Consider the following 26,477-nt stretch of genomic DNA (forward strand, 5'->3'; position numbering starts at 1 on the left):
CCCTATAATCACTATCGCCCTCTTCTAAGCAGGCATTCAAGCTCAACGACCTCTCTATCTCCTTTATCTCCGAGCTTAAATAAAGTTTGTCCTTGTTATACTGAACCAATCCCTTTGGGTCAACGAAGGCAAGGTGTATGGTCTTATTCTCCTCATCTATATACTTGAGAAGAAAGTCGGGATAGAATTTTTCCATCCTGTTTTCCCCGACAGGGAAGAAAATCTCCCCGTTTGGAAGTATCCTGTAGAGTTTAACCTTCAAGCCCTTTTCCTTGGCATACTTCTCCAAGTCGGACTTAAACTTCATCTCGTAAACGTTCAGCTTGTCAGGCTTTACCTCTATCCTCTCAAGAGAGGATAGCCTTCCTTCGTTTATCTTCACCTTAATATAGTCTTCAAGGAATCCCTCTTTTACCTCAACAGGGTCGTTTCCCTTCTCAATCTCAACAGCCTCTTTAGGCTTAGAGTAAGGGTCTATCACGTCCGGCTTGCACAACGACACCTCAAAGAAGAATTTAATAAGCTCGGCAATCTCCTTAGTAACCGCCCTTCCCTCTTCCTCTCCCATTTCACTATCAAAGACCACGCTGACCGTGAATTTGTCCAGAACCTCATCTTTCCGAAGCAGGCTTAAATAGTGTTCCGTATTTTTGTGTTTAGCTAATATCTTCTTTCTCAACTCTTTCAAAAAGGTAGCAAAGGACTTTACAAGGAGTTTCTCCGCCTTCCTCGGATTATCTAAATCCCCATCGTAGTGTATCACCGCAAACCTGTCCAGAATACGTGCCACCTTTAGAGGAAGGTTACCATCAAAGATGATGTTCTCGGTCAAGATAAACTTGTTCTCATGCAAAAGTCTTATAACCACATCTTCAAGTCTCAGAGTATCCACCTTTTCTATAACACTCCTATAATCTTCCAGCCTTAAAGCTCTATCCTCAGTTATAGACAGATTTACCTTCACCCTCTTATCATTCTGTATAGCTCCCTCCTTGCCATCGGTTTTGAACCTGTATCTGATTTCATCATCGCCGAAGGTAAGTATAATGTGGTCGTCTTGGTTTACCTCTATGCTCTCCTTGGTCCTAACCACCATAAAGGGCAAATATTCTCCATCGCAATCCTTCTTAACAAGCCCAAGGTCGGAGAAAGTGTCAAGATTACACTCAACCTCAATAGTTTCTTCAAAGACCTTTTCGCAGATGGGAAGCTCATCTATAAAGGTCTTAAGATAAGACTTCCTCAAAGAGTAGATAGCCAAGGTTTCAAGCAACTTGACCTTATCGTAGATTTCCTTGTTCCTGATGATGCTCCTGACGGTATCGTTGCTCCTGACCGCATTCTCCACCTCGGAATAGTCCTTATACTCGTCCTTTGCGCACTTGTCTTCTCTTGTGTAGTGAATCAGCAACCTCTTCCCGTCGCCCAAGTATCCCTTCAGCCTCACCCCTCTTCCGAATATCTGAATGACCGTATTGCCCTTGCTCGTCCCGAAGTTAATAAGACATATCTGGCTGACTCTAAAGCTGTTCCATCCCATAGAGAATTTCCTGCTACCCACGAGTATGTTTATGGGAGAGCTGGGATTGTCCAAGTTCTCAAAATACTGCTCCTTTGGAATAAGCGCCCTGCCCTCAAATGCATCTTCACCGAATTCTTCTTTAACCTTCTCTATAAACTTGGACTTGTTTCCTATGTTCACGATTCCGAAGGGAACGGACTCTCTTCCGAAGGAAATAAGGAGCTCATCCTCCTTATCCCTGTTATCAATGACGGTTAGCTTTCCCGTTCCCCCGTTGAATATCCTTGAATATCTCCTCTTCTCCTCAATGCTCAAGCTGTCCAATACTTTCAAAAACTTCATAATGTCCGAGAGCTCCCTCTCTTCCTCTCTTTTGTCTTTACTTGTTTTATTCTTCTGTCTAACGGTAGTATTTCCCACAACCACCAGCAGAGGTCTATCCGGGAATTTATAACGGGTGCTCTCCCTTATGTAATAAAAGGCTTCCAACTTTTCGTTGAAGGTCTTGAGGTTCTCCTTAACGTTTGGTTCTATCTGAGCCTCTTCATCCTCTACAACGTCTTTACCTATCTTCTGAAAGATAAAATCCTTCCCGTATCGGTCGTTGAAAAACTTCCCATAGCTGTAGTCAAAAATGATTTTTTCCTTATATTCATCTATCAAGCTCTTTTCCATATTGGTAAAAGTCGCTGAGTATTCACATAGAAAGCTCCTCTCGGTATCTTCTGACAGAAGGTCTCTCATTCCTTTGAAGGCTCCTATCGTATTGGCTCCTTTTCCACCTCCGCTGAGACCTACGTGCGCCTCATCAAATAGCACGAGTCTGTAGCAGTTTTCGGGTATGGCGCTCTTAAACTCGTCTTCTCTATTGGAGAGGGCTTGAATTGTCTCAACAATTAAGTTCGTTCTGAATTGGTCAAAGAAATCTCGGTTATCCCTAAAGAACACGTCAATCTCTCTTCTAAGCTGTTCCACCAGCTCTGCAAGTGAAGAGGTAACGACAATCTCTATTTGGTCAATTACAGAGTGCCTTTCCTTCAGGAATTCCAAATAATTGATTATGTCCGCCTTCATTATCAGAGTCTTACCGCTCCCCGTTGCCATCCAGTAAGCCAAGCCGTTCCTTCCTTCCACGGGATACTTCGTAAACAGATAATACCTTGAGAGGAAAATGGTTAACTTCTGGTAGTATCTAAGCTCATCAACCCCGAGCCTTCTGGCAAGCTCTGAGAAGTTTATAAATACCTCTTCCGGAATATCGCCCTTCTCTTTAAGCCTCGGAAAATAGCTCTCTTCTTCTATTTCCCTTTTCAGTTCTTCATCAGAGGTTACATATCTCACATAAAGGTCTGGGTCTATTTCATTACACAGTTTTTTAAAAAACTCCAAGTCCTTTGACTTGAGGCTTGCCTTTTTATTCTGTCCGGGCATACTACACTCCTGCCAAGTCGCTTGTCTTTATAAACTCAAGCTTATCAAGATTGTTCTCTATCTTCTCTTGGTCTGGAATGTCTAAGTTCACTACGACTTTGCCGTAGTTTGATAGGTCTTCTCTGTTTATGAAGTCTATCAACCTGTCTCTCTCGTTAGAGAGGAGTATGAGAATACTGTTTCCGTATCCATCCTTCGCCTGCGCCATCAGGATACCGTTCTCATACCTAACCTTCTCAAGCTCAAGGTTCTTATGAAAGATATATGTTTCCAAGAGGTCATACTTGGGATTGTTCACAGGCTTTTTTATCAAAGGCTTTATCCTGACGTTGGTCAATTGGGTAAAGTCCTTACTAAATATGTATTCCGTATCCGTATCACCTCCCTCTATCTCCATATCCCCGTATATCTCAAGCAGGTCTTCGTATTGTTCAAGGTAGAGGTATTTGAATACGTGTGAATATCCGAAAGGATACTGAGGCTTCCCTTCCTTCCACACAAGAGAATACATGAGCCTCTTTATCCTCGGTATTATCACCGTATCAAAGTAATCGTTTATCTCCACAAGTATGTATCTTCTGTTTTCAAACTCTATGCTCCTCAGCTTTTCCTCTAAGGCTCTTATTTCTTCTTCCTTCTCTTTTCTCGTCTTCTCGGTCTTCACATCATTAAGCTTCTTTTTTTTCTCCAAAATCTCGTCTATTATGCTCTTTGCCTCTTTTGTGTTCAGAAGTGCTACCGCATGGGCGGTTGTCCCCGAGCCTGCGAAGAAGTCAAGGATAAGGGAATCAGGATTAGAAGAGATTTTGATAGAGTCATGAACAGTCCATACCGATTTGGGGAATTTAAACTCGTCAGTGCCCATATTTTTTATTAATTCTGTTCCATACTTTTTAGCATTATATTTCTTGTTATCCCAAATAGTTGCGTAATTTATCAATTTTTTAGTTCTCATAATAACCCATTTCTTTTTTCTCTCATCATATTTCGCATATAACTCATCTTTTATTTTTTCTACAGATTGTCTTGCATAGACCCATTTCCTTTCTACTCCATCATCGTCAATGGGATATACTTCAATAACTCCATCTTGTCTTGGTATGTTTGCGTGTGGTGGATGAATATCTAAAGGAAGAGGCTCACCAAAGCCTACAATTTCGCCATCTTTAACCAGGATAGGATAAAAACAATTAGTTCCACTCTCCCTAAGATAGTTTTTCGTGTTTCCTTTGGCAGTATTCATAAACTGGCGCACGTCTGCTTCATCTTCACTCCTTTCCTCAGGATGCATAATTCTTCCTTTGTCGGGATATATAAAATAAGCAAAATCGTTTGTGTATCTGAAGTTCTCCCCCTGAATTCCGCTTGGATTATGCACGACGGCAACCATAGTTTTCTTATACTCAGGGAACAGTTCTTCTATAAGCAATCCCAACCTCTCTTGCTCATTCTCATCAATAGCTACAACGAACACACCATCTTCTTCCCTCAAAAACTCCTTTCCCAAAGCAAGCCTATTTTCCATCAAAGAAAGCCAAGAGGAATGCTTGAAAGTGTTTTTGTATAAAATCTCCGAAGACTTCGCATTATAGGGCGGGTCAATATAAATAGTCTTAACCTTACCCCTATACTTTGGCTCCAAGAACCTCAAAGCTTGGAAGTTCTCACTCTTAATAAGAACACCTCTAACCTTGTCTTCCAAATCGTCTATAGCTGAAAGTATCCTGTATTTATCTTCAAAGCCAAAGTGCTTAGTATCTATCGGATAACTCTTTTCCTTCAAGTCCTCTACGCTTTCGGGCAAAGGTATTCCAAGCTCTTCCCACTCTCTCTTTTGGCTGTCGTTATTAAAGACCAGCTCAAGCACCTCTTCATCCTCTATCTCCTTAGAGGAAATCACGTATTCCGCTCTTTTGACCAGCTTTCTAAGTTCCCAGAGCTTCTTTTGGAAGTCCTCCATCTGGGCAAGGACATCTATTATCCTCTGGGCAGAATCTTTGAAGAGCCGGGCTATCTTTAGAGCCTTGTTCAAAGCTTGAGGATTATTCAGCAGGTCGTCCGTATCAGCAAATATCCTGTTCTTTATATACTTATCCAGCTCTTTGGTTAAAAACCTCTTGAGATTTTTGTGTATGAAGTAATCGCTATCTGTCCCCTCCTTAAACAGGGCTATACCTCTCAGGAGCTTCCACAGAGTCTCAAGTTCTTTATTCTCTTCAAAGACCTTATCTACCTTTTCCTTTGTGTCCACCTTGCTATTATCAGGGAAGCCCATATTCTTTGAGTCCAAGAAAGCCTTTCTACTCGTGAGAATCTTCTTGCTTCCTTCCTTAGCTACGTCTTTTACCTTCAGCTTTGCCTCTTTGTCGGTTTCAGGATTCCTTACCTCTATCTCTTCTATTTCAATATTCAAAGCCTTGAAAATCTCTTCTATTATTTCCTCCACAGGTGTTTCTTCTTTTGAGAGGACGAATTTCAAAATGAGTAAGTTATTGGAGTCATCGTAGTGGCTTTCGTTCAATTTGAGCTCACTATTGCCTTCTGATTGTTCGCTGTTTTCAAGGTCTATGGTTAGCTTGATAGTGACTATTCTGCCGAATACATCTATATCCTTTATCTCATAATCCTTTGCGTATTTGAGTGTTTTTATGTAGTATGTATCCCAGCTCTGCCATCTGAATAGAACATCTCTCCCGTCATACTCCTCCGTAGCAGAGTAATCCCACGCTGTATGTTCTATGCTCTCTTCCTTAACAAAGTCTTTTTCCTCGTAGCTCACCTGATAGACCGAATACCTGTTTTTGGTGTATCCGAAATCTCCCTTATTGTAGTAAAGGCTAAAAAAGTTATATAGGTGGTTGTATATGTCCACAGATGACACAAGCTCGGTAGTGTCTATTTGAGTGAGAGCGTCATCTATAGAGTTTAGGGTTTCCTGTATTACTATTTTTGCTTTATCGCCTTCAGCTCTTTTTAATTCCTCTGTATATGCGTTCCTTATTTCCTTCAAAATCTTCCCTAAATTACTTTTGTCGTTACACTCTTCTATTTTCCCTCTTTCAAGGGCACTAAGTTTATCTCCCACACTCTCCAAAATATTCTTCTTTAGCTCCTCAAATTTCCTTCCTTCGTCAAACGTTCTCTCCAATCCTTCCACCACTTCTTTTAGAACCTTGTCTATAAGAGTCTGCTTTTTTCTGAAAACCTTATACACGCCGAAGGAAAGCTCCGGCTTGTCAAACCAGAATATTTCCTTCTTCATAAGGCAGAGGAACTTGTCCTTTCCCTCTAAGGTTGAGCAGTCTATATCTGTGTATTTTGCTTCCATCACTCCATCCCTCGTCTTATTGCTTATATTTTACCGACCGCTAAGCAAAACAGAAAAAGTTTGTCCCTGCCCCTTTTATTCATAGGAGGCTGTGCCAGAACCTACCCTCAGTAATATATCATCTGTTCTTTGAGCTTTTGTTCCTCCAGAAGGTCAACGCTCCTCCTGTGCCTCCTCATGTCCCTCTCCACAAGCTCGGGAGATGCCTCATATACCTTCTTTTTGTTATTCCAGGACAGCCAACCTTTACGCAGGTATTCTTTGACCTTCTCCCTATCAATCTTCCCGTGGACGAACTCCACGATACCGAAGGGTGTCTTACAGACGTGGCTCCTTCCTTCCGTTATGAAGGTGAGCCGGTTAGGGACCTGAGAGATTAAAGACAGCTCCGATGCCCTGCTCTCAAGGGAGTGGTAGAAAAACTCCCTATCTCTCAGAGCATTAGCGACATCGTATAGCTGGGTAAATGGGTGTCTGTGCCTTGACCTCGGATTGGCATACACACCTCTTGCAACCCTCACAATCAAGCCCGCATCTATGAACCTCTTTAGCTTTTTGTAAAGGGCGTCCTTTCTGTCTGAGAAATACGACCTCATCAAGGTGTCCGTCCAGAGCCACTCTCCCTCCTCCTCAAAGGAGTCCATGAATTCAAGGAGTGTTTTAAGGTTAAGAGGTTTTCCCATAAGGGAAATTTACGCTTGATGGAAGGAAATGGCAACTGAGTGCAAGGAAGTGGGCTTGACTTATACCTTCTCAAGCCACAACGTTTTTGTGTGAAGGTCAAGAAAGTGGTAATAGAGCCTCTGGACAAGTTTTTTGAAGAGGTAAAGACCGCTATCACAGAACACAGAGAAGGAAAAGGCGTGGAGCTTGACTACGTCTCCTTTGGCTCCATAGAAGACCTGAACAGGATACTCACTCCTAAGAGAAAACAGCTCCTTGATACGGTTAAAAAGTTAAAGCCAAGCTCCCTACATCAGCTTGCCCAAGCTTTGGGAAGGGATTATAAGAATGTTTACAAAGACGCCATTCTATTGGAAAAGACAGGATTCCTTGAACTCAGAAGAGAAGGGAAGAGCCTGAAGCCCGAAGTGTCCTACGATGAGATTGAGGTTGCCCTCAAGGTAGGATAGATTATCTGTATGGGCTACATAACGGGCGTTGATGCTTTAAGACACCACGGATACGATTGGCATCCTGCAAAGGTCAAGGAGGACAGGTATCCCCAAAACGTAAGGGAGTGGTCTGACTTTGGGATAGAGGGAGATATCGCCTCTCCCATAAGAGCCTTCCTTGACATCCTCTACCACTACATCGTAAACCTGAACATCCTCCCACCCGTAAGACTTGAGGAATATGTATTTACGGAGGAAGAAGAGAGAGAAGTATTAGAAAAGGCAAATAACCTGCTCAGGAATGTGTTGAAGGATGGCGAGCAGATAAGGCTCCTTGAGGAGTGGTTTGACTACAACGCAGGGAGAATTAGCTATGACAAAGTTAAGTATGGAAAACGTCTCAGAGAGCTTAAAAGAAAGGCTGTCTCCGGGAAGCCCGTATTTTCAAAGCCGGGTATAGACCTAACAGAAAGCGAAAAGGAGAGCGTCCTTATGCAAAAACTGATAGCCTTGCAAAGAGGAGACAGCGCAAAGACGCTTTACGACGTAGCCCTAATCCTTGAAGAGCATGGAGACGAAATCCCTTACCCTCTTAAAAAAGAGGCTTACGATGTCTTGTCTGAGCTGAGCCGAAACTTTGATGACTTCCTTGTTATATATGGAGACTTGTTTTCCTCTGATAGGTTAGCCTTCATGCGGACGATGGGAAGGCTTGAAAAGTTCCTTAGTAGGTTTGAGGTGCAAAAGAGCAAGACGTCAACTACTCCTCCCTAACGGAAGGGGTCTCCGACTGCAAGGAGGGAAAAGATGAAAACTGTAGTTAAGATTTCCCCCAGAGGGCGAATAACTATCCCGAAGGAACTCAGGGACAGGCTCGGACTCAAGGCTGGAGACTACCTTCTTATCCGGACTGAAGGGGACAAGGTAAAGCTCAGAAAGATAGAGCCAATAGAGAAGTTTGCGGGGATACTGAAGGGAGCAAAAAGCTATTCTGATGATGAGATTGAGGAGATGATTGAGGAAGCTATTGCGGAGGAGGGAGCGTAGTCTATTCTTACGTCTCTACTCTGGCAGGGGGTTCATTCACCAACCTGTTAGCAAGCTCAAGAACTTTCTCAACGTCGCTACCCTCAAGAGCGAAAGAGATAAAGCCTCTTACAAATAGCTCTCCCACACCTTTTCTTTTTAAGAAATCTCTAAGGAAGCTTTCGGTAATTTCTACAGGACGGTCTATGACCTCTTTCCCTGACCGGCTTCCGGGCTCCTTATACCTCTTGAGGTATTCGTTCCATGCCTCCCTTATGACCTTTTCGGCAAGGGTATCTTCAAGCACATACACTCCCCTCTTACCCACTACGACTTTGGGCTCTCCGGGCTTTATCACCTTAACCCTGACGCTCTTTGGGTTTGTCTTTGGATAAATGACTCTCCCGAGGATAAACCTCACGTCCCTTTTTGAGTCTCTTACCGGTATGAGATGTCCCACAACATACACCTCCTTACTTGATTTTAGGCTCTTTCGCTCTTTAGTCAAGCTATATGTCCGACATATCTAATATTCCTGTCAAAACTTATCTTTAATGTGTATTGACATTAAGTCAGATTAGCATGATAATAGTTGATGCCAATGGCTGTTCCCATCCTGGTTGATACGAATATCTGGATATACGCTTTGACCGACTATACGGAGAAAGGAGACAAAGCGAGAGAGGTGCTTTCCGTTATGAGCGAAGGCAATTTCTTGATTCTGGCTCCGCTCCAGGTAATGAAAGAGCTGGGTAGGGTTCTGCTTGATAAGATGAAGCTTGAAGAAGATGAAGTCCTGAGTATTCTTGAGAACTTTTCCAGAAGCGTGAGCTTTATAACCGAAAGCCCTCTGGACATAACAACTGCCGTGGAGTTGAGGAAGCGATACGGATACCTTGATTACTTTGACGCCATAATAATAGCTACTGCCCTTAACAACGGTGTGGAACTCGTGCTTTCAGAGGACGTCCCATTGCCCGACAGAATAAGTCTTTCGGGCAAGGAGGTCAAGGTCATCAACCCCTTCTGAAGGCTATAAACATTTTTTGTTTATTCCTGTAAACATCTTTTGTTTACTTATCAACAAATTTTGTTTATATTTATAAACACTATGGAGTTTATAGATAGGGTAGAGGAACTGAGGAGGTTGAAGGAAGGTCTGAAGCAAGGAGAGAGCTTTGTGATAACAGCTCCGAGGAGGTATGGAAAGACGACACTCATAAAGAGGGTTTTGCAGGAGCTGGGAGACGATAATCTTCTAACCCTCTACATAGACCTTATGCCCTATGCGGACAGCGTATCAGCCCTATCAAAGCACGTCCTTGACAGAGCCCTTGACCTGCTCGGTGTGGAGGGGAAGATAAGGAAGCTACCCTACCTATTTCAGATAAAAGGAAAAGCGGTCTTAAAAGAAGAGGGTATAGAGCTTAACCTTGAGGTCTTCAGAGGGACGGACGAGAGGGAGATGCTCAGAGAAGCCCTTGAGCTTCCGGAGAAGATAGCCAAGAGGAAGAACAAAAGAATGATTGTGGCTTTTGATGAGTTCGGGGAGATATACAAGACCAACCCGCAAGCTGTAAAGCTCTTCAGGAGCGTAATCCAGCACCACGAACACACCTCCTACATCTTCGCAGGTTCTCAGGAGAGCATAATGAAGAAGGTTTTTGTGGACAAAGACGGTGTGTTCTTCAGATTCGGGACCATCATAGAGCTCGGAGGTCTTGAGCTTGAGGACACCCTTGAGTATGCGGTCAGCAACCTCGGACTGCCCGCAGACGAGTTCGTGGAGATGTTCAAGCTCCTGAAAGGACACCCTTACTACCTTGCAAGGGTAATGGAGAAGGTCAGAAGCGGTAAGGAGCTTTTGACAGCTTTTGAGGAGATGATGGAGGAAGAGAGAGCTTACGTGGAGCTCCTCGTGGAGCGTGTGCTAAGCATAAAACACGCCCTTGAAGTCCTCAGAGCGCTCGCAAGGGGAAATAATCCCTATGAGGTCCTTGAGGTGAAAGACCAGGTCGTAAACCGCACCCTCAACAAGCTCGTAAGCTACGGCTACCTGAGAAGGGTAGGTAGAGGCGTCTATGAGTTCACAGACCCGCTGATGGAGATATATTTGAGAGAAGGATAACTTTTCGGAGACAAGCCATGTTCAGAGCCTTCATCAAGGGAGCGCCGGTAGAGCCTCAAGGGGTGTTCTGGAAAATCAAAGGAGGCGGGTGAAATGGAAAGAGATGCACTTATCTACTATTTCTTTATCATAGGCGTCCCGCTCCTGGCTTTTTTGGTCATCTTGTTCCTACCCTATCGTCGTGAACCTAACGAAAGCGAGCGAAAGACTTGAAGATTTTGGGATAAATTATTCCCAACTCACTCCTTCCCTCTCAGCCCCGCTATCTCCTTCAACTCTTCAAGCGTAATCCCTCTCACGTTCTTGCCTTCCCTCGCTTCTCTTACCGCCCTCACGGTCTCTTCCGGAAGACCTCTTTGAGCGATAGCCCTCTCAATAGCCCTGCGGATGGGAAGGGATACCTTCTCTATTCTCCTTCTCAGGATAGGGATAGTGTCGGGAGATATGCGTCTGCTCTTCTTGGGAAAGTCCCACAGGAGCCTTGAGATGTATTTATCTACCTCTCTGAAAGCCTCTTCTTCTTTTTTTTTGAGGTTGTCATTAACCGCTTTAACGAGCTTATTTACGAAAGCCCTGAGTTCCTCTTCAGGAATTTCACCTATAAGTGAAACCTCTCCCTGTATTCCCTGGGTGTTTATGGCGAGGAACTTCTCGTAAGCCACGGGGACTCTCTTCCTGTCCGCTATCTCAAAGAGCCTCTGGAGAGGAACGTCCTTTGTTATGTAATACAGGTCAACCACGTCCCTCAGCTCAGCCCTGTCTTCCCATGCGGTTATCTTGTTAGCTCCTATGTCTTCAAGGTTGTTCACGTATATGCCGTGTTCGGTCTTTATAAGCTCTCCGTGGTGGTTGAACTCCGTTGCGAGCTCTAACTTGTAGCCGTTTGCGAAGAGTCTTGCGAAAGAAGGGCTCTGATGGACTATCTCTATTTCAAAGCCTGCCTCTTTTAGAAGGCTTACGACCGACGGGAAGACATCTCTGAGGTCTGTCTCCCTCGTAAAGAAGTCAAGGTCTTCCGAAATCCTGTGGTTATAGTAAAACCTTGCAAGGGCTGTCCCGCCTGTGAGGTATATAGCCTCTCCCAGAGGGGCGAGAGCGGAAAATATCCCGTTCTGGAGAGGAATGACCTTTTCCCTGTATTCTTTTAGCTCCTCTTCGGAAGCCTTCGTGAGCCTGAAGGAGTCCATAAAGATAATCTATCTCCCCGGACCCGTTCTTGGTCTCTTTTTCTTTTTCTGACTGTCTTGCTCGGCTTGTTCGCTACCACGAACCAATGTGAAAACCTTTTCAATTTCCTCAGCCGGGAACTCCACAACGACATCTACTATGGAAGTCCCCAGATACCCAGCGTTTACCAAGTATTTTGTTTGACCGGGGTAGAGATAGAGGCTCCATGGCACCAATTCGTCGGGCGCTGTGGTCTCTTCGGGGAGAACTAAAACCCCTCCCCGTTCATCTCTTTCTCCCGCCTCCACCAGAAAGGTAGAGGGGTATTCTTGTCCTTCATAGAATACTGTGCCCCTGATAATCACCTCAATACCTCCTTTCTGAAGCTTCTCATCTATATCATCAGGAAGATACCGCTATAGGGATGGAAAAGCTTTTCTCAGCTCTCTTGCTGAAGTCCAGTATTTCCACCGCAACCACGTTATTTTTCTCATCATAGTCTATCACTATGTTGCCCTCAAGATGTTCGCTCTCAATAGGTGAAGCTTCTTTGAGCCTTATGTAAAGAATATCTGCCTTTGAGTCGTATTCTACTCGCATAGCCCTTTTCTCCTCAACCCTCTATCAAAGAATAATGGGCTACGAAGAAGAAGAGAGGGCTTCTTTTGGCTTGAAAGCCTCCCATCCCCCTATCCCTACGTTGAAAGCTCCAACGAAATCTGCAAAGGACTCCTCTCCGCATTCGGGACACCTGAAGAGGTCTCTCGTTGGTCTCACCTCTTCCCTCCTCTGTCCTACGTAGCCACAGGAGGGACACCTCTGAGAGGTCTTCCGGGGGTTTACCCTCTCCACTTCTATTCCATATAGCGAGGCTCTTTGCTCTATGAGGTTCTGGAGCTGTCCGTAGTTCCACTTGGGGAAGTAAAGCTCCGTCTTGTCCACGCCGTCAAGCCTCTCCATCCTTATCTTCCTGCAACGCTCCCTGAGAGCCACTCTGATGACCTCGTTGGCGAGAAATTCGTCCATCTTCTTCATGAGGTTCTTCTCCTTCCGCCTCATTCCCTTCAGGCTTCTCTCTACCTCTCTTTTGCGCCTCAAGAGTCTTCCCTTGAGGTCTCTGTTGCCTTCCGAGAGAAGGCTTGTCTGCTCCTCTATCCTCCTGAGAGAAGAGAGGAGATTTCTCTTAGCTCTCCACAGCTTTCTTATCGCCCCTTCAAGGTTCACGGGATATTCAATCTGTCCCCTCGGATGCCTGCCGTTCGTTAGCTTCTTTTTCTCAAGCTCCGGCGTGATTAAGCTCCAGTAAACGGGGCAGGCTTGTCCGAGGTCTATTCCGAGGATGTTTTCCCTTTTGTCGTCCTCCGAAATGTCCGGAAGGTTGTAAGACAAAAGAAGTGAAATCCCTGAGCCTTCCCTGTAGCTCAGTCCCGCATAGGCAACTTTATACTCTCCTTCCTTTATCCTCTTGAGTATGTTGTAGTAGCTGTTGGCGGTAGCATAGTCCCTTCCCTTCAGCCTCATGACCGCCTCAACCACGAGGACGGGTGTCGCTTTTTTGCCCTCCACTTCAACCTGCTTGAAAAACTTTACCCCGACCCTCACGCTTACCCGGTTCTTTTCGTCCGGCTCGGAAATCTCAAATATCCTGAAAACCTCCCCAAAGGCTTTCTCATAGGGGTGGCTCTTGGTAGTGTGGACACGGGCGATTATCGGGACGCTCTTTATGGCGATGGTCTTGAACTCCCTCTTCAGGTTCTCCCTGATGTCCTTTTCTATCGTGTATCTGATGGAGCTCGCTATGTTGTCCTTGCCGAGCTCAAGCTCCAGACTTCCAAGTTTGACCTTCGCACACTCCGGGGGAAATCTCTTGCTCAATTCGTTTGAATTGACCGCACGGGTATTGGGTCTTCCTTTCTCCTCCAAGCCCTCAAGGCTATCTGGCAGGGTTTTGAGGTAAGCGACCCTTACCCCCCTGACAAAACGCTCAAGCGCTTCACGAAGCTCGTAAAACTTGACCTCTTCCTCCCTGCCGGTTTCAAGCAAGAGGAGTTTAAACTTAACCTTCTCCCTCTTCGCTGTTAGTTTCAGCACCTTGTTCATCGCTCACCTCCAGAATCCCGAGCTTTCTTATCCTCCTCATCTCCACCAGCTCCCTTGTGATTATTTCAGAGAGTGTCTTCCCCTCTTTAACGCTTTTTATCTTTAACTCTTCCCACAGCTCTTTGGGAAGCGTTATAGAGGTCTTTACCATTTTTGTTTTGCTCGGCTTCTTCTTCCTTCCCATAGGTATTATGATAGGCTTTCGGCTTCAAGAAATCAAGATTTCTTAGAATTAAGAAATAAAAATTCTTGACAAAAATGCGGAGCGGGAATAAACTATTTCATAAGCGGGACACAGGTGCCCGCCGGCTCCTTGACAACTGAATAGGCAGGATTGACGATTTTCGGAAATTAACTTCATTTGCGGGAACGTGCATATCTGTGAATGTCTGTCCCCCAAGTATTGGAGAAGCTGGTGGCTTGGGGTTTTAAAAGAACAGAGAGGACACGGGAGGGAACCTTTTCTCTGAAATTGAAGAGGGAGCTCTTCTGTTTTAAAAGAACAGAGAGGACACGGGAGTCTCACTTAACATGAAGACCTGATTTGTGTAGTCCGGTTTTAAATGTATAGAGAGGACGCGGGAGAATAGTCTCCCGAGAGCAAATATTGAAAGACCCTGAGTTTTAAATGTATAGAGAGGACACGGGAGCCTCGTCCCAGATGTGCGCTCTCTCTTCTCCGTCCCGGGTTTTAAATGTATAGAGAGGACGCGGGAGGAAGCGCTCCTCTTTCAGCATATAGGATTTCAGCTCGCGTTTTAAATGTATAGAGAGGACGCGGGAGTTTCGTTGGGGGCGAAGGCGTGAGGCGTGAGCCGAGCCCCCAAGTTTTAAGTGTATAGAGAAGACGCGGGAGGTGTTAGAACACGGCATCATAGAGGAGCTGAGCGAGTTTTAAAAGAACGAAGAGACCCACGTGACAAAAGTATCTCAGGGCACACTCCCGGTGCCCGTGCCCAAGCCTGTTCTGTTCGCAGAACGGGTGGGAGGCGCAAGTCCTCTCTTCAATTCAAATTCACGTTCACATCTCCTCGTTAGGGAAGAACATCTCCCAGGCTTCTCTGTCTTTCTGTCTCCTTATCCTGGGCTTTAGATTTACCTCTATCACAAACCTCTCAAAGTCGCTCAAGCTCTCCCTGTCTTCGTTGTATCTGTCTATCATCTCAAGTATCCTCCTTATGCCGAGTCCGTGGACCATGTCTTGAAGGTAGGCGACAACCATACCTTCTCTGTCTCTCTGTCTCAGCTCCTCTTCGCTTATCTCACCCTTCCGAAGAGCCTCTTTATACTTCTTAACCTCCTTGAAATACCACCTTCGGAACTCCTCTCTTTCTCTTGCCCACTCCTCTTCCGTGTATCCTCTGGGAGGCTTAATCCGAACCTCTCTCTTATCCTGTCTGTCTTTTCCCTTATCCATTCCTCAAGCTCCTTTGCCCCTACCTCTGTATAGTAGGTATCCCTGAGAGCGGTGTCAACTTCGCTCCTATACTTCTCGTCCCTCAGAGCCTCAAGCATGAACGAAAAGGACTCAAAAACATTCTCCGGGGATACGCCCGTCTTTTCTTTCACAACCTCAAGGAACTCCTCAAGGTTTTCGGTCTCTTTCTCTATATACATGAGGTCAAGGTAATCCCTGTATCTGTCAAGATTCCTTGATAGCGTAGCAACCACCTTCCTTGCGCATATTCCCTCAAGGCTGTCAATCTCCAGATTGGGATATAGCCCCATCTTACTCCCTTCAAAGAGACCCGCAAGCTCGTCCTCAACGAACTCCACCTTGAGCTGAAGCGCCGAGCCGTCCGGGAGCCTAACAGGTGGCTCCAGAGTAAACCTCACCATCTCAATAGTCGTATCCTCTTCGCTTTCCCTTTCAAACCTCTGAACCTTCACCTTGCCCAGGTCTTCAAGGGCTTCCTTCACGTCTCCGAGTTCTATACCACGGACAGAGCCCCTCTTGCAGAAGAAGTCTATGTCGTAGGAGACCCTGTGTTCGTCCAGCAGGAACCTCGCAAGGGCTGTCCCTCCCGTAAATAGAAAGGGGAAATCCCTCCTTCCCGCAACCTCGTTCACCCTCTCAAGGACGAGCTCCTGAAGGTGGTAGATTATCCCTATCCTCATCTGAAGTCGTAATTGGCTTTCAGATAGTCCTGAAGGGGAAGCCTGCTCTTTTCTGCATACTTCCAATAGTCTTCCCTGCCGTATTTCTCCACCACGTATTTAAGGAACTCGTAAAGCTCCTCGTCCTGCTCCGTCCAGAGGGCGTTTTCAAGGGCATAGGTGGCGACCGCCAGGGCGAACCTGAAGTCTTCTTCCGGGACTTCCTCTCCCATCTCTCTGGCAAGGAGATAGTAGTATGGCAGAAATCTCTCCTTCCTTTCGTGTTCATGGAGAGCGACGAGGTCTCTTGCCCTTTCGTAGAGCCTTTTTAGGTTGAACCTTTCTTTTGTAGGCATCCTCAAAGTCCTCCCATGCCCAAACGAATTTCCTGCGGTCTCCTATCCAATAATCTATGGCGTCAAAGTAGATTTTCCTCAGCTTCTCCACGTCAATACGGTTGATAAGCTCCGAGTTCACTACATCCTCTATGTCTTTCGCAAGCCCCCTGCTTATCTTAGAGACCGCCAGGTCGTAGGGAGACAGAGTAAGAACGTGAACCTTCCTACCCTCCATGACAGGTTCAAGCCTTTCTTCGTAATCCGGAGGAAGGTTGAGAAAGCCCTCCGCAACCACCTGAAATCCCTTACGGGAGAGAAGGTCTCCGAGACCGCCCATGTAGGGTCTTACAGCCACATCAATATCCTTGGTAGTCCTGCGTAGTCCGTATTTCAGGATGAGAGAGGCTCCGCCTATGAGGATGAGGTAAACATCTGACTTCGGATTGTATTTCTCTATCTCCTCTATAACTTCCTTCAGCTTGCCTTCAATCTCCCGCCTGTCTAATTCCATCGCATTCTTCTTAAGGAGAAAGTAAGCGTCCTTTTCTGACCGACCGACCGGGGCTTTCCATTTCAGAGGCAAGCACCTCTTCTACAGCCTCCACAATTTTGTCCAGAGTCTCACCGCTGACCTCTCCAACCGCCTCGGCAAGTTTCTTTGCACCTTCGGGGTCCCACTTCCACCCTGCCTCGTGCCACTTATATGCTTCATCAGGGTCTTCAAAGCCAGCCTCATACCACTTCTGGGCTTCTTCTAAGTCGTCCCAACCTGCTTCCTGCCATTCCTTCTTCAGGCTCTCTGAAAACATGGCTCATCTCCTTACAAGTTCTACAATAGCGTTGAGCAGAGACTCCACGTCACCGATGTCCGCCTCTGCTTCTTTTGACACCTCTAACTTTCCCCCAATCTCCATTACACGCAGGACAGAAAGTCGCTGGGCGTCTTCGTCCAGGAAGATGACGGTATCTCCTACCTGTCTATACGAGAGAGAGCGTGGAATCTCTCCGCCGAACTCCCATTCCAGCGCCTTCTTGAGCTTGGGACTCATCCCCCCTTCTTTGGTGGGTCTCTTCAAGCCCAGCCTGTCTCTTGTAAAGGGTCTCATCCCTCTCATGAGTGCTCCCTCCTATAAACCCATGCCCCTATTGTATTTCCTCTTCTTGCTTTTGACATCCTGCTTCTGCTCGTTGTCCTTCTCAAGGGCATCTTTCCCGGCTAATCTGTAAAGCTCCGTGAAGGCATCATCGTCAAGCTCCTGCAAGAACACGATGTCCGGCTCATGCTCGTAAGCTATTATGTAGTATCTATCCCCGTCCTGAAACCCGTATTTTCTGATAACCTCCGCAAGTTCTTCAAGAGTAGAGGCATTTTCCCAATCACGCCACATCTGCTTGTTGGTCTCCCGTTCCATCTCGCTCCCAATTATCCCGTACCACACTTTTGCATTTCCCACATCTTCCACAGCATCCTTGTAGTTCTCCCCGTCCCTGAACTGAATCATGCCGTCCTCGTAAACCTCAAGGACACCGAGCCTTCTGCCTCTTATAACTCCTCTGTCAAAGTCAACCTCTATGTAATAACAGCCATCGTAACCGCTCAGGATATTCCTTCCGGGGTCGTATCTGACCTCTTCCTTGAGCCAAAGGTGTTCTCCGAACAGGGGTATTTCAGGCTTTTTCTCCTCTTCCATTTCCATTTCTCTTACCTCCTCATCCTATTGTTCCTGCGAGGCTTGTGAGAGTCCTCTTCAATATAGATTGAGACATCTATAGGCTCCACGGACATCTGCGGACTGTTAAGGTCCACAGCTCCGATAACGGTAGGCGTGGAGAAAGATACGGGAACGAGCTCAAGCCTGCACTCAATACAATCAATTGCGTTATCTATCCTCACATCTACCTTGTAGGTCTCATCGTCTATATAAACCTCTATCTCCTCTTTCCTGTCCACAAGGTCTATCTCCTGATACAGCTTGTCCCTCAATTCCTCTGCGAACTTGTCAAGGTCGTTGAGTCTTACCTCTCTCGGCATCTTTGCGAGTATCTGGGCGAGCTTTTCTCCCACAATGGCAGGGAGAAGGAAAGCTGTCTCTATTGGTTCAACCGGCTCTTCTCCGTCTGCCTTGCGAATGAGGAAGCGAATCGTGGCGGTGTCCGCATCCACCTCAATATCAGCCTCTATTCCCTCTTCTTCAAGGAATTCCTTGAGCTTTTCCTTTTTATCCTCCAGCTCCCAGCTTCTCGCCAGGTTCATCCCCGTTTCGTCAAGAGCCTTTTGAACTCTTCTTTCAAGGCTATGTTCTACGATGAAATCTGCCAGCAAATCCTCTTTGGTCTCATTAAACCCCATCTTACCGACCTCCATTTTGGGTCATTATAAAGAGGGGGTAAAAATTTCGTTCACCTCCCCATGAGATTGTTCCTGTGTCTCTTTCTGGCTTTCCTGACCGCTCCGGGGGCTTCTTCCATCTTCCTCACGTCAAGCTCTGGACTTGTGAACCACGTCTTTCCTCTCTTCACCGCTATGAAGTAGCCCCTCCTAACAAGCTCCCTTATGCTGTCGGGGGAGTATCCGAGCTCTTTTGCGACCTCCGAAGAGGGTTTCAGGGCTATACCGAGCTTTCTCTCAAGCGTAAAAGCGAGGATTATGTCAAGGCTCCTTATGAGGGACTCCCCAACAATCTCCTTCATGAGCCTGATGTCCATCTCCCCGAGAGCCTTCTCAAGTCTTTCTTTGCCCGGTCGTCCTTCAATAACTTCCCTGAGAGGCTCTTCAGCTATTTGGAGAGCCCTTATGTATTTTTCTCTGCTCTCTTTGTCTCCCTTTATAACGACAGGCGGAAAGCCCTTGGAAAGGAGAAGGTAGTTAAGGATAATCCTCCCCGTCCTTCCGTTCCCGTCGGGGAAGGGGTGTATGCACTCAAAGAGGACGTGCCCCTTTGCGAGGGACTCCGTAAAGTCTCCATCGCCAAAGTGCTCTCTGACCCACTCCACATACAGCCTCATCCAATCGGGCACGTGAAAGGGGGAAGGGGGGCTTATCTTCGCTCTCAGGATTGCTATGTCGCCCCTGCGGTAGTCTCCGAACTCTCCCGTCACTCCCTTGTTTATCTGTTTTATGAGCGACTCTGAGAAGAGGAACTCCCCGGACTTGAAGTTTTCATAGGCGAGCCCATAAACGAAGAGAGCGGTCTTGAAGTAGTTAAGGGCGACCTCCATGTTCCTTGTCTCGGGCTTTCCCGCCTTGAGGGCTTTTTCAAACTCCTCCTCTGATACGAAGTAGCCCTCTATAAGTATGGAGTTTCTCGTTTCCTCTCCCAAGAGATAGAGCCACTCTTCGTTCCTAACTATGGGCTCGGAAAGACCGCCCAGGGACTCAAGGAGTTTTCTTCTGCGGTCTATGAGCTCCTGAGTGTTTCGCATAGGGAAAAGGTAATTCTATTGTCCCTGATTTGCAAGGAAAGGAAAGTGTTTCGCTATTGGGTCGTTGGGCTTACCGCAACACTATCGGCGGGCGTATATTGTTCACTATGAGCGACTACACTCTGGGATACTTCCTCGTGGCTTCGGGAGTAATAGCGGTTGCGTTGTTCTTGGTGTGGTATTCCCGCAGGGAGATGGGGAGTGAAGGTTAAGTCTTGCCGGAAGTGGTGGGAGTTTTGGGGGCTCGGTTGAGCCAAAGGATAAATCCACCCACAGCGAGAAGGAAAGCCGTAAGAATTAGTAGTGCAAGCATAAGGTCGTTCATCTTTCCCTCCTCTTGTCGTAAAATATAGCTATTGATAGGGCTATTGTGAAGAAAACAATTCCGAAGGCGAGTAAAATCCAGCTTGCCTTTTTCTCTTGCAAGATAAAGCCTACAAGGGAAGCTATTATGCTACCTGCAGATATTGATTTTGTATAATCTAAGAAGAGTTCAAGAGTTTTAGGGTACCTCATACCGGCTTCACCGTTTTGGGGACCTGAAGGGTTCGGGTCTGTTTCTTTTTCTGCATCTGCTTTTGCTCTTGAGCTTCAGCCATTACAAATAGTATAGGCTACGGGGGCTAAGGTTGATTGATGGGATAGCGAAAAAGGGGGTCCGTTTTGTTCACTAAGCCCCCATAAGGGATTGGAACGGAGAATAAGAAAAGACTATATTCAAGAAGGAGGAGCGGACGATGGAACTGCTATTAGGTATAAAGCTTGAAAAAGATAAGTATGAAGTCAGGGAATATCCCGATACCGGAACTCTGCTTATAGTTCGCAAGGGTATGAAGGGAGAGCCGGACTGTTCAATAGAAGGAGAGGGCTTTGTCGTGGAATTCAAAGATGGTGAAATCTATACGGTAGATGTGTATGACCCTGGAGTTGCTTCACAGGTCAAGGATAGGTTCTACCTGCAAGTTTGAGCATTGAGCCATAGGACAAACCCACCTACAGAGATTTCTTGCCCTCAGCTTCCTTGCTTACCCTTATGAAAGTTACAAACATATAGACAAGAAGCCCAGCTATAATCAGTATCCCTATAACGCCTATCAGGTCTTTCACGCTTTTACCCCTGTGTCTTTTCCTCCGCCCTCTTCATAATATAGGCGAGCTCAAGGACAGAAGCTCCCAGAGGGACGGTATAGTCTCTGTTCATCCTCCTGACCACCGCTTTCGGGAGCTTGAGGGGCATGAACTTGGGTTTTGCATACAGGAATGAGAAGCTCTCCGAACCCCAGACGAGCCAGCCCAGAAGGGAGAGAAGTATCCCCTCTTCAACCTCGGGGTTGTCCCCTTTAAGGTTGCCGACGAAGAAGAGGGACAGCTCCGTGCTCATATATGGCTCGTCTCTCATGGCAGAGGGGACAACGAGAGGCGCCCTGATGACGAAGAGGTTGTAGTCCTCAAAGACAGCGTTCTGATTACCACCGAGCCACCCCATATACCTCAGACCTTTTTTAAACTCTTTCTCAAATATCACGTATGCGTTCTTATCTCTCTTCGCCCCCTTGAGCAGAAGAGGCGTCTTTATGCTCCGATAGAGAACAGGGAAGAAGCTCTCATGGTTTAGCTTCCCGTAGCTCAGGAGAGGGCTCCTCGTGTCCTGAGTAATCGCTATGAGATTAGGTGTCCCCATCAAGAATTTCTCAAGCTCTTTCACGTCTCCGCTGAAGCCATCGGCAAAGGCAAAGAACTTTCTATCGTCCCGCTCTATGGTAAGGGAGTCGTCTTTAAAGGCAAACCTGTATAGACTATAGAGGTAGTGTCTTCCCGCTCCGGCGAGCTCAACGCTCCTGTCCTCTACGAGCATAGAGTAAACCACAGGCTTCCGGGTTTTGAGGTTATTGAACCTGAGAACGACCCTCCTGTCCGTCCTCAGCGCACTTATGAGAGCGTTCTTCTGAAAGTAAATCGCACCCTGCCTTCTCTCCGCTATCTCCTCTATGGACTTCCTGCCTAAGGTCTGGAAAGGGTGGGCGAGGGCATGGTCAATGAAAGCTCTCACCGCATCCCAGATTGGGTATCTGTCCTCATCGCCCGCAACGTCAAGCAGGGCAAACACCATGTAAGTTGCCTTCTTTTCAACGCCCCTGGACCTGATTGCCTTGAAAAAGCCAGCCACCTGAAGGAGGAAGGCAAGAGCCTTGTAAGCTAAATTTCCCGTAAAAGTGTAGCTGTTATGTTTTTTCAGCTCTTCCCAGAAAGGAAACAGGAACTCCATTTCTACAGCCCGTGCCTTTCCCTCCATCATCTTTGGGTTTATATACTTTCTCTTCTTTCCGGTCTCCTCCGCCCCTTGCAATGCCTCCAGAAGTTTTTTGGCGTTGTCCTCAAGGTTAATCTCATACAGAAGGAACTGTCTGTAAGTGTCCGCATATATCTTCTTCTCCACATCGTAAACCGCCTTTCCGTCCCTCACAAAGGAGACCTTTTTCACTCCGGGAACCCCGCCCCCGAGTATCCGTGTGAGTTCCCTCCTGACCTTCTTCAGGAAGGGAGTATTCCCCTTCCTGTCTCCATAAACCTTCCTGAGCCACTCCGATATTCCGAGGCTTTCAGCCTCTTCTTCCGCCTCTCTGATGAGGTCCTCTTCAGGTTTATCCGAGAACTCTTCCCTCCTGACCGCCTCTTTCCCTATCCTCAGCAACACTTCTTCGTAGGTAAGACGGGTGTCCCCGTATCCGAGCTTAGTTATCAAAGGCTTATGTGTTAGCCATGGACCGTCCTCTCCCTCTCCTTCCTGGGCAAGCCCAACGTGAAAATCTACCTCTATCTTGAAGAGCCTCTCAAAGAAGAGCTGGGCAAGGATGTCGTCTCCCCTAACAGCCCCCTCCCCGAGTTCTTTAAGAGACTCAAAGAACCTCCTTACCTCGCCCTCAAGGTCTTTACACTCAAGAATTTTCTCAATAAGTTTAATACCCACCTCACGCCTGAGTCTTCCGAGTTCCTCTGTGTAGTCGGACGGGCTAATCTCTCCCGACCTGAGACCGTCAAGGAGGTCCTCCAGCCTGTTTGCCACATCTACGTCCAGATAGTAGAGGTTGATGTCTCCCTTCCCTTCGGTAAGCCTTCCGTAGTAAACCTTAAACCGATTGTTTACATCCTTTCCTATTGAAGTGTCTTTTCTCTTCCTCCGCAGGGGCAGGGGAGTAAAGGTGACCTTTTCCGGGTCTATATCCTTCCCCTTCAGAAGTTCTATGGACTCTTCCAGGAGCTCTATTATCTCCTTTCTCCACCTTCCCTTCAGCTCTTCGTTTTCCCTGGTCGCCTTCTTCCCCAGACCCTCTTTGAGCATCCTCACAAAGGTTGCCTCCCACCTGCCGAGGAGAGAGGTAATCAGCTCGTTATACCTGTAAACCTCGGGGTCGGACTCCCGACTTTCCGAACCTGCATAGAACACACCGCCTACATAAGCCCTTTTCCTATCGGGGCCCATTATGGGAGGGGGCTCTCCCTTTGCAAAGATTGAGAGAGCCTTCTCTTCACCACGAAAACGGGAAGAAGCGTCTATCATCCCACCACCTCCTCTATCAAGGCGAGCAATAGGTCTCCACCGACCTTCGGATAGGAGCCGGAGAGCCAGCCGAAGACCTCGCTGTTCTCTATGGGAAAGACCACACTTCTCACGCTTCCCGAAAGAGGGTCTCTGCTTATCCTCGCAGAAAGCTTTAGCCCTGCCCCCAGCACTCCTATGCCGAACCTCGTTATGTATTTGGAATAGAGCATTTCAACCGAGACAAAATCTCTCTCCACAGCTTCGTATGCTATTGCGAGGGTCGGTATGTAAACGAGTCCATAAATCGGGGAACTCTGGCGCCCCGTTTTCAGCCTGTAGAGCCAGGCTTCAAGCTCCTCCGCAGTCCGCCTGTTCGCCCTGTAAAAGAGGTCTCTGTGCTTTTCAAAGAGCCTCAGGGCGGTTTCCACGTCCCTCTGCTCTGCGCTCGTCTTCAGGTCCACAGCAATCAGCAGGTATGGGTGGAAGAAGTCGGTTTCCTCTCCTATCTTGCTTATTTCCACGTCGGGAAGGACGCTGAGCATCTTGGCGATTAGAGAAGCCAGCCGTTTTATATCTGCCATCTGTTCCTTTGTCAGGGAAGGATAGTAATCGCTCAGCTCCTCCAGGAAGTTAATAGCCTGCCCGCCCGGAGAGAGCTCCTCGGGTGTATAGAGGGGTCTCATCTGTTGGGAAATGGTCGCCACTACCTTGCCCGACGGTGAGTAATAGCTCTCATAGAGCTTCCTGAAGAGCTTTGAGAAGATAATCTGGTCTCTGAGCACGCCCCTCTTCTTTAAGAGGTGAAGTAGTTTTTCGGTTTCCCTCTGGACTTCCTCGCTTTCCTCTCCCTCCTCCATGTTAAGCTCTTCCATCAGAGACTCAAGGTATGTTCTCGCCCGCTCTCTCACGAGCTCCTCGTTTTCCTCTTCCACGAAGGCGTAAACCCTTATTATCTCCTTGACCACGTCTTCTTCTCCTTCCATTCCCCGGATACGGGCGGACGCCTGCAGGTCTTCCGCCGCGTTCTCCTCTATGGAAGAGAAGTGGGTCGTCAGTATGAGGGCTCTGGTAAAGTTCTGTCTGAGGGACACCCCCCGTGAAAGGGTAGAGGTGGAAATCACCCCGTCGTAATCAAGGCTGTCTCCTTCAAGCTCCTCCTGAGAGCCCCTTATGTTGCTCGTGCTCGCAAGAATCTTGAACCCCTGAGCTTCCAGCCTCCTCTTTATCTCCTGGACAGCCTCCCTGCTCTGAACGTATATGTAGAGCCTTTCGCCTTTCCTCTTCAATTCTTCAAGGTGACTCCCTGCAAGCGCAACGCATCGGTCATAAATCTCATCCCTGTCCTTCGCCCCGAGTATGAACCTCTCCTTTATGAGGAGCTTCTTTGCAGGGTAGGAGTAGCCCGAATAGACGAAGGCTCTTGAGCCGTCAAGATTCATCTCCCCTTCGGGCTCAAAGTCGGCGAAGGTGAAGGAAGGGGACACGTATCCCTCCCGGACGAATTCGTTCCAGGCTTTTTCAAAGACGCCCTTGGAATGAAGGGTCGCATCAAAGACCATCAGGCTTACCATGTCGGGATATTCCTGCATCAGCTCTATCGCCCATCTAAGGCTTGCAAATCCGTTCTTTGAACCTGTGAGTTCGTCAAAGACCATAGCCACCCTGTATCCCTTCCTTCTCCAGCTTCCCATCCTCTTTTTTACACGCCTGAGCGTGGGGTAGGAAGACCGGGCTGCCTTGGTAATTGAGTGGGTGGTCAGAAGGCAGGCTATCTTCTCGGCTCCCTCTTCTATCTTCCTGTTTATCTCTGCGACAGCCTGCTTGATTCTTGAGGTGTTTTCTGCGTCCTCAACCTCTGCTATGTCCCCCGCTCTCGTATATGAAATAGTCTTTCTCCTCGGCTTTTCTTCCGAGTCATAAAGGAAAACGGTGCTGACGCCCTCTATCTTGCCAGCCTCTTTGTTTACCTCTTCAAGGAGCCTTATCCTGGGGGCGAAGTAAAGGAGGATGAGCTTGTCTTTACTCTCTTCAAGGACGACCTTTTTCATGGCAAAGGTCTTTCCGGAGCCGGTAGAGTGGAGGAGGATGAGGACTTTCCCCCACGGGTCTCTCCAGAACTCTCTCGTCCTTCTCTCCGTGTCTCTTCTGAGTTGCGATATTCTGGACTCGGGGGTTATCTCGTAAACCGCCCCGTCCCGCCTATTTATTTCTTTTTCAAGCTCAAGGGCTTCATTTTGAACCTTGTCTTTAAGTTCTCTCAACCTCTTCAGTATCCTGTGCATTCTCCTGGTTGAGAGTTCTTTCTGGGTTTTCAGGGCGTAAGGCTCTTCCTTCTTCTTGAGCTCTCTGTATAGCTCTTTGAATTTTCTTGAAAGTTCCTCTACAGGAAGTTTCTCATGGGAAGGGTTGAAGGTGAAAACGACCCCGTCCGTGGTAGAGGTAATCAGCCCCGTATGTATCCTGTCAAAGATGTCTCCGCTTTCTCTCAGGTAATCAAAGAGGTAGGAAAAGACCTGAATGAGGGACTTGGTCTCAAAGTCAAGCTCTACCTCTTCTCTTTCCAGCATCGTCCGACCTGTCTTCAGGAGCGCTTTTGCGAAGCTGTGAAGGGAGGGGTCTCCGAGCGATAGGGAGAGCTGAATACCCCTTGCTCTGGGTGGGACGACGACCACATCTTTGGTGTTCTCCTTTCTCGTCAAAAATCTCCTTATGTGTCCTCCGCCCCCGAAGAGCTTGATGTCATACACGTGAAGTTCTTTTGTGTCCCTCTTGGGATTCTTGATGTAAAAAATCAGGTCTGCGTTGAAGAAGGCTCCTGCTTCCCGGTTTTCCGAGAACATATCAAAGACTACGGGGGTTATGTCTCCCTTCGGGAGGTGCATGGCAAAGAGCCTTCCCCCGTATAGACCTGTCACATAGACACCGAGCTGAGTTTCTTCCTCTTTTGAAGAGGGGGATATTTCCGCTTTCGTGGAGAGTTCACGGAGGACTTCCTCTCTATCTCTGAGGAGTGCCGTGGAAAAGAGTTGTTCAGGAGGTAAGGTCTGGAACAGCCTGCTTATATACCTGAGCTCTTTCTCGGATACTTTTGCGATGTTTATAAGTTCTTCAAGTCTTTTCCCCCACTCTTCTTTGAGTTTTTTGTCCTTTGTCCTGTTAATGACGCCTCTTGCAAATCCGATTTTAAAGCCGAGCTCAAATATGTGCCCTTTGACTGAAATCCACATATTTCCCCTTTTGTATAGAGTATAGCGAGGACGG

Annotated in this window: 27 protein-coding genes and 1 CRISPR repeat array; of the genes, 6 read left to right on the forward strand and 21 right to left on the reverse strand. The window is 47.2% G+C overall.

Annotation, left to right across the window (positions count from 1 at the left end):
• The 3 genes from HG1285_RS07985 to HG1285_RS17480 all read right to left on the reverse strand — a co-directional run.
• Nucleotides 1–2,953, reverse strand: a 2,953-nt coding sequence (locus tag HG1285_RS07985) for a DEAD/DEAH box helicase family protein (RefSeq protein ID WP_008287779.1), incomplete at its 3' end; no start/stop codon positions are given.
• A 1-nt stretch (nucleotide 2,954) separates the two neighbouring features.
• Nucleotides 2,955–6,281, reverse strand: a complete 3,327-nt coding sequence (locus tag HG1285_RS07980; RefSeq protein ID WP_008287780.1) for a DNA methyltransferase — start codon at nucleotides 6,279–6,281, stop codon at nucleotides 2,955–2,957.
• 107 nt (nucleotides 6,282–6,388) lie between these two features.
• Entirely contained in the window at nucleotides 6,389–6,964 is a 576-nt protein-coding gene (locus tag HG1285_RS17480) for a hypothetical protein (RefSeq protein ID WP_008287781.1), read from the reverse strand.
• A gap of 105 nt (nucleotides 6,965–7,069) precedes the next feature.
• Here HG1285_RS17480 and HG1285_RS07975 point away from each other — a divergent pair, with 105 nt between their 5' ends.
• The 3 genes from HG1285_RS07975 to HG1285_RS07965 are packed head-to-tail and all read left to right on the forward strand — an operon-like array spanning nucleotide 7,070 to nucleotide 8,443.
• Nucleotides 7,070–7,414: a hypothetical protein gene (locus tag HG1285_RS07975; protein ID WP_008287782.1), complete on the forward strand. Its 345-nt coding sequence runs from the start codon at nucleotides 7,070–7,072 to the stop codon at nucleotides 7,412–7,414.
• Nucleotides 7,415–7,423: 9 nt separating this feature from the next.
• Nucleotides 7,424–8,170 carry a hypothetical protein gene (locus HG1285_RS07970; RefSeq protein WP_008287783.1) on the forward strand — a complete coding sequence of 249 codons (747 nt, stop codon included), beginning with the start codon at nucleotides 7,424–7,426 and terminating at the stop codon, nucleotides 8,168–8,170.
• A gap of 33 nt (nucleotides 8,171–8,203) precedes the next feature.
• The gene (locus HG1285_RS07965; protein WP_008287784.1) at nucleotides 8,204–8,443 is read left to right on the forward strand and encodes an AbrB/MazE/SpoVT family DNA-binding domain-containing protein; all 240 of its coding nucleotides are present in this window, start codon (nucleotides 8,204–8,206) and stop codon (nucleotides 8,441–8,443) included.
• Between the two features lie 7 nt (nucleotides 8,444–8,450).
• On the opposite strand, the gene HG1285_RS07960 is transcribed toward HG1285_RS07965, so the two are convergent.
• Nucleotides 8,451–8,882: a hypothetical protein gene (locus HG1285_RS07960; protein WP_008287785.1), complete on the reverse strand. Its 432-nt coding sequence runs from the start codon at nucleotides 8,880–8,882 to the stop codon at nucleotides 8,451–8,453.
• Nucleotides 8,883–9,023: 141 nt separating this feature from the next.
• On the opposite strand from HG1285_RS07960, the gene HG1285_RS07955 reads away from it, so the two are divergent.
• Together HG1285_RS07955 and HG1285_RS07950 are read left to right on the forward strand one after the other, a co-directional pair.
• On the forward strand, nucleotides 9,024–9,452 hold the full coding sequence (locus tag HG1285_RS07955) for a PIN domain-containing protein (RefSeq protein ID WP_008287786.1): 429 nt from the start codon (nucleotides 9,024–9,026) through the stop codon (nucleotides 9,450–9,452).
• A gap of 81 nt (nucleotides 9,453–9,533) precedes the next feature.
• On the forward strand, nucleotides 9,534–10,550 hold the full coding sequence (locus tag HG1285_RS07950) for an ATP-binding protein (RefSeq protein WP_008287787.1): 1,017 nt from the start codon (nucleotides 9,534–9,536) through the stop codon (nucleotides 10,548–10,550).
• Nucleotides 10,551–10,789: 239 nt separating this feature from the next.
• On the opposite strand, the gene HG1285_RS07945 is transcribed toward HG1285_RS07950, so the two are convergent.
• The 15 genes from HG1285_RS07945 to HG1285_RS07875 form a co-directional block, all read right to left on the reverse strand.
• A complete protein-coding gene (locus HG1285_RS07945; RefSeq protein ID WP_008287788.1) occupies nucleotides 10,790–11,737 on the reverse strand; it encodes a nucleotidyl transferase AbiEii/AbiGii toxin family protein in 948 nt (315 codons plus the stop codon).
• Nucleotides 11,738–11,746: 9 nt separating this feature from the next.
• Complete coding sequence (locus tag HG1285_RS07940) at nucleotides 11,747–12,082, reverse strand: hypothetical protein (RefSeq protein WP_008287789.1); 336 nt, start codon at nucleotides 12,080–12,082, stop codon at nucleotides 11,747–11,749.
• A 37-nt stretch (nucleotides 12,083–12,119) separates the two neighbouring features.
• Nucleotides 12,120–12,317: a DUF2283 domain-containing protein gene (locus tag HG1285_RS07935; RefSeq protein ID WP_008287790.1), complete on the reverse strand. Its 198-nt coding sequence runs from the start codon at nucleotides 12,315–12,317 to the stop codon at nucleotides 12,120–12,122.
• A gap of 39 nt (nucleotides 12,318–12,356) precedes the next feature.
• The gene (locus HG1285_RS07930; protein WP_008287791.1) at nucleotides 12,357–13,817 is read right to left on the reverse strand and encodes an RNA-guided endonuclease TnpB family protein; all 1,461 of its coding nucleotides are present in this window, start codon (nucleotides 13,815–13,817) and stop codon (nucleotides 12,357–12,359) included.
• The gene (locus HG1285_RS07925; protein WP_008287792.1) at nucleotides 13,774–14,001 is read right to left on the reverse strand and encodes a hypothetical protein; all 228 of its coding nucleotides are present in this window, start codon (nucleotides 13,999–14,001) and stop codon (nucleotides 13,774–13,776) included. Before HG1285_RS07925 ends, HG1285_RS07930 begins: the two co-directional genes overlap by 44 nt.
• Nucleotides 14,002–14,242: 241 nt before the next feature.
• A CRISPR array of direct repeats spans nucleotides 14,243–14,666; the repeat unit is 22 nt; unit sequence GTTTTAAATGTATAGAGAGGAC.
• 172 nt (nucleotides 14,667–14,838) lie between these two features.
• On the reverse strand, nucleotides 14,839–15,039 hold the full coding sequence (locus tag HG1285_RS19705; RefSeq protein ID WP_008287794.1) for a hypothetical protein: 201 nt from the start codon (nucleotides 15,037–15,039) through the stop codon (nucleotides 14,839–14,841).
• Nucleotides 15,040–15,074: 35 nt separating this feature from the next.
• Nucleotides 15,075–15,935, reverse strand: coding sequence for a nucleotidyl transferase AbiEii/AbiGii toxin family protein (locus tag HG1285_RS07915; protein ID WP_008287795.1), 861 nt, complete (start codon nucleotides 15,933–15,935; stop codon nucleotides 15,075–15,077).
• Nucleotides 15,932–16,270 (reverse strand): hypothetical protein, encoded by a 339-nt coding sequence (locus tag HG1285_RS07910; protein WP_008287796.1) that lies wholly within the window; start codon nucleotides 16,268–16,270, stop codon nucleotides 15,932–15,934. Before HG1285_RS07910 ends, HG1285_RS07915 begins: the two co-directional genes overlap by 4 nt.
• On the reverse strand, nucleotides 16,200–16,835 hold the full coding sequence (locus HG1285_RS07905) for a DUF6036 family nucleotidyltransferase (RefSeq protein ID WP_198005440.1): 636 nt from the start codon (nucleotides 16,833–16,835) through the stop codon (nucleotides 16,200–16,202). The genes HG1285_RS07910 and HG1285_RS07905 overlap by 71 nt, the downstream gene beginning before the upstream one ends.
• Nucleotides 16,774–17,061 (reverse strand): hypothetical protein, encoded by a 288-nt coding sequence (locus tag HG1285_RS07900; RefSeq protein ID WP_008287798.1) that lies wholly within the window; start codon nucleotides 17,059–17,061, stop codon nucleotides 16,774–16,776. The genes HG1285_RS07905 and HG1285_RS07900 overlap by 62 nt, the downstream gene beginning before the upstream one ends.
• 3 nt (nucleotides 17,062–17,064) lie before the next feature.
• Nucleotides 17,065–17,367 (reverse strand): hypothetical protein, encoded by a 303-nt coding sequence (locus HG1285_RS07895; protein ID WP_008287799.1) that lies wholly within the window; start codon nucleotides 17,365–17,367, stop codon nucleotides 17,065–17,067.
• A 12-nt stretch (nucleotides 17,368–17,379) separates the two neighbouring features.
• On the reverse strand, nucleotides 17,380–17,949 hold the full coding sequence (locus HG1285_RS07890; RefSeq protein WP_008287800.1) for a hypothetical protein: 570 nt from the start codon (nucleotides 17,947–17,949) through the stop codon (nucleotides 17,380–17,382).
• Nucleotides 17,950–17,954: 5 nt separating this feature from the next.
• On the reverse strand, nucleotides 17,955–18,602 hold the full coding sequence (locus HG1285_RS07885) for a hypothetical protein (RefSeq protein ID WP_008287801.1): 648 nt from the start codon (nucleotides 18,600–18,602) through the stop codon (nucleotides 17,955–17,957).
• A 50-nt stretch (nucleotides 18,603–18,652) separates the two neighbouring features.
• Nucleotides 18,653–19,675 carry a Fic family protein gene (locus HG1285_RS07880; RefSeq protein ID WP_008287802.1) on the reverse strand — a complete coding sequence of 341 codons (1,023 nt, stop codon included), beginning with the start codon at nucleotides 19,673–19,675 and terminating at the stop codon, nucleotides 18,653–18,655.
• Between the two features lie 321 nt (nucleotides 19,676–19,996).
• Nucleotides 19,997–20,191 (reverse strand): hypothetical protein, encoded by a 195-nt coding sequence (locus HG1285_RS07875; RefSeq protein ID WP_008287805.1) that lies wholly within the window; start codon nucleotides 20,189–20,191, stop codon nucleotides 19,997–19,999.
• Between the two features lie 221 nt (nucleotides 20,192–20,412).
• On the opposite strand from HG1285_RS07875, the gene HG1285_RS07870 reads away from it, so the two are divergent.
• Complete coding sequence (locus tag HG1285_RS07870; protein WP_008287806.1) at nucleotides 20,413–20,643, forward strand: hypothetical protein; 231 nt, start codon at nucleotides 20,413–20,415, stop codon at nucleotides 20,641–20,643.
• A 143-nt stretch (nucleotides 20,644–20,786) separates the two neighbouring features.
• Here the strand turns inward: HG1285_RS07870 and HG1285_RS07865 are convergent, their stop codons facing one another.
• Both HG1285_RS07865 and HG1285_RS07860 read right to left on the reverse strand, forming a co-directional pair.
• Nucleotides 20,787–23,234 (reverse strand): hypothetical protein, encoded by a 2,448-nt coding sequence (locus tag HG1285_RS07865; RefSeq protein WP_008287808.1) that lies wholly within the window; start codon nucleotides 23,232–23,234, stop codon nucleotides 20,787–20,789.
• Nucleotides 23,231–26,443, reverse strand: coding sequence for a hypothetical protein (locus tag HG1285_RS07860; RefSeq protein ID WP_008287809.1), 3,213 nt, complete (start codon nucleotides 26,441–26,443; stop codon nucleotides 23,231–23,233). Before HG1285_RS07860 ends, HG1285_RS07865 begins: the two co-directional genes overlap by 4 nt.
• Between the last annotated feature and the right edge of the window lie 34 nt (nucleotides 26,444–26,477).

The sequence above is a fragment of the Hydrogenivirga sp. 128-5-R1-1 genome, from assembly GCF_000171895.1.

Coding starts and splice junctions, on each gene's coding strand:
- HG1285_RS07930 (WP_008287791.1), bottom strand. CDS start 13,817: ATGAACAAGGTGCTGAAACTAACAGCGAAGAGGGAGAAGGTTAAGTTT.
- HG1285_RS07965 (WP_008287784.1), top strand. CDS start 8,204: ATGAAAACTGTAGTTAAGATTTCCCCCAGAGGGCGAATAACTATCCCG.
- HG1285_RS07860 (WP_008287809.1), bottom strand. CDS start 26,443: ATGTGGATTTCAGTCAAAGGGCACATATTTGAGCTCGGCTTTAAAATC.
- HG1285_RS07870 (WP_008287806.1), top strand. CDS start 20,413: ATGGAACTGCTATTAGGTATAAAGCTTGAAAAAGATAAGTATGAAGTC.
- HG1285_RS19705 (WP_008287794.1), bottom strand. CDS start 15,039: ATGGTTGTCGCCTACCTTCAAGACATGGTCCACGGACTCGGCATAAGG.
- HG1285_RS07910 (WP_008287796.1), bottom strand. CDS start 16,270: ATGCCTACAAAAGAAAGGTTCAACCTAAAAAGGCTCTACGAAAGGGCA.
- HG1285_RS07895 (WP_008287799.1), bottom strand. CDS start 17,367: ATGAGAGGGATGAGACCCTTTACAAGAGACAGGCTGGGCTTGAAGAGA.
- HG1285_RS07970 (WP_008287783.1), top strand. CDS start 7,424: ATGGGCTACATAACGGGCGTTGATGCTTTAAGACACCACGGATACGAT.
- HG1285_RS07885 (WP_008287801.1), bottom strand. CDS start 18,602: ATGGGGTTTAATGAGACCAAAGAGGATTTGCTGGCAGATTTCATCGTA.
- HG1285_RS07900 (WP_008287798.1), bottom strand. CDS start 17,061: ATGTTTTCAGAGAGCCTGAAGAAGGAATGGCAGGAAGCAGGTTGGGAC.
- HG1285_RS07890 (WP_008287800.1), bottom strand. CDS start 17,949: ATGGAAATGGAAGAGGAGAAAAAGCCTGAAATACCCCTGTTCGGAGAA.
- HG1285_RS07875 (WP_008287805.1), bottom strand. CDS start 20,191: ATGAGGTACCCTAAAACTCTTGAACTCTTCTTAGATTATACAAAATCA.
- HG1285_RS07865 (WP_008287808.1), bottom strand. CDS start 23,234: ATGATAGACGCTTCTTCCCGTTTTCGTGGTGAAGAGAAGGCTCTCTCA.
- HG1285_RS07950 (WP_008287787.1), top strand. CDS start 9,534: ATGGAGTTTATAGATAGGGTAGAGGAACTGAGGAGGTTGAAGGAAGGT.
- HG1285_RS07945 (WP_008287788.1), bottom strand. CDS start 11,737: ATGGACTCCTTCAGGCTCACGAAGGCTTCCGAAGAGGAGCTAAAAGAA.
- HG1285_RS07880 (WP_008287802.1), bottom strand. CDS start 19,675: ATGCGAAACACTCAGGAGCTCATAGACCGCAGAAGAAAACTCCTTGAG.
- HG1285_RS07925 (WP_008287792.1), bottom strand. CDS start 14,001: ATGGGAAGGAAGAAGAAGCCGAGCAAAACAAAAATGGTAAAGACCTCT.
- HG1285_RS07955 (WP_008287786.1), top strand. CDS start 9,024: ATGGCTGTTCCCATCCTGGTTGATACGAATATCTGGATATACGCTTTG.
- HG1285_RS07935 (WP_008287790.1), bottom strand. CDS start 12,317: ATGCGAGTAGAATACGACTCAAAGGCAGATATTCTTTACATAAGGCTC.
- HG1285_RS07915 (WP_008287795.1), bottom strand. CDS start 15,935: ATGAGGATAGGGATAATCTACCACCTTCAGGAGCTCGTCCTTGAGAGG.
- HG1285_RS07980 (WP_008287780.1), bottom strand. CDS start 6,281: ATGGAAGCAAAATACACAGATATAGACTGCTCAACCTTAGAGGGAAAG.
- HG1285_RS17480 (WP_008287781.1), bottom strand. CDS start 6,964: ATGGGAAAACCTCTTAACCTTAAAACACTCCTTGAATTCATGGACTCC.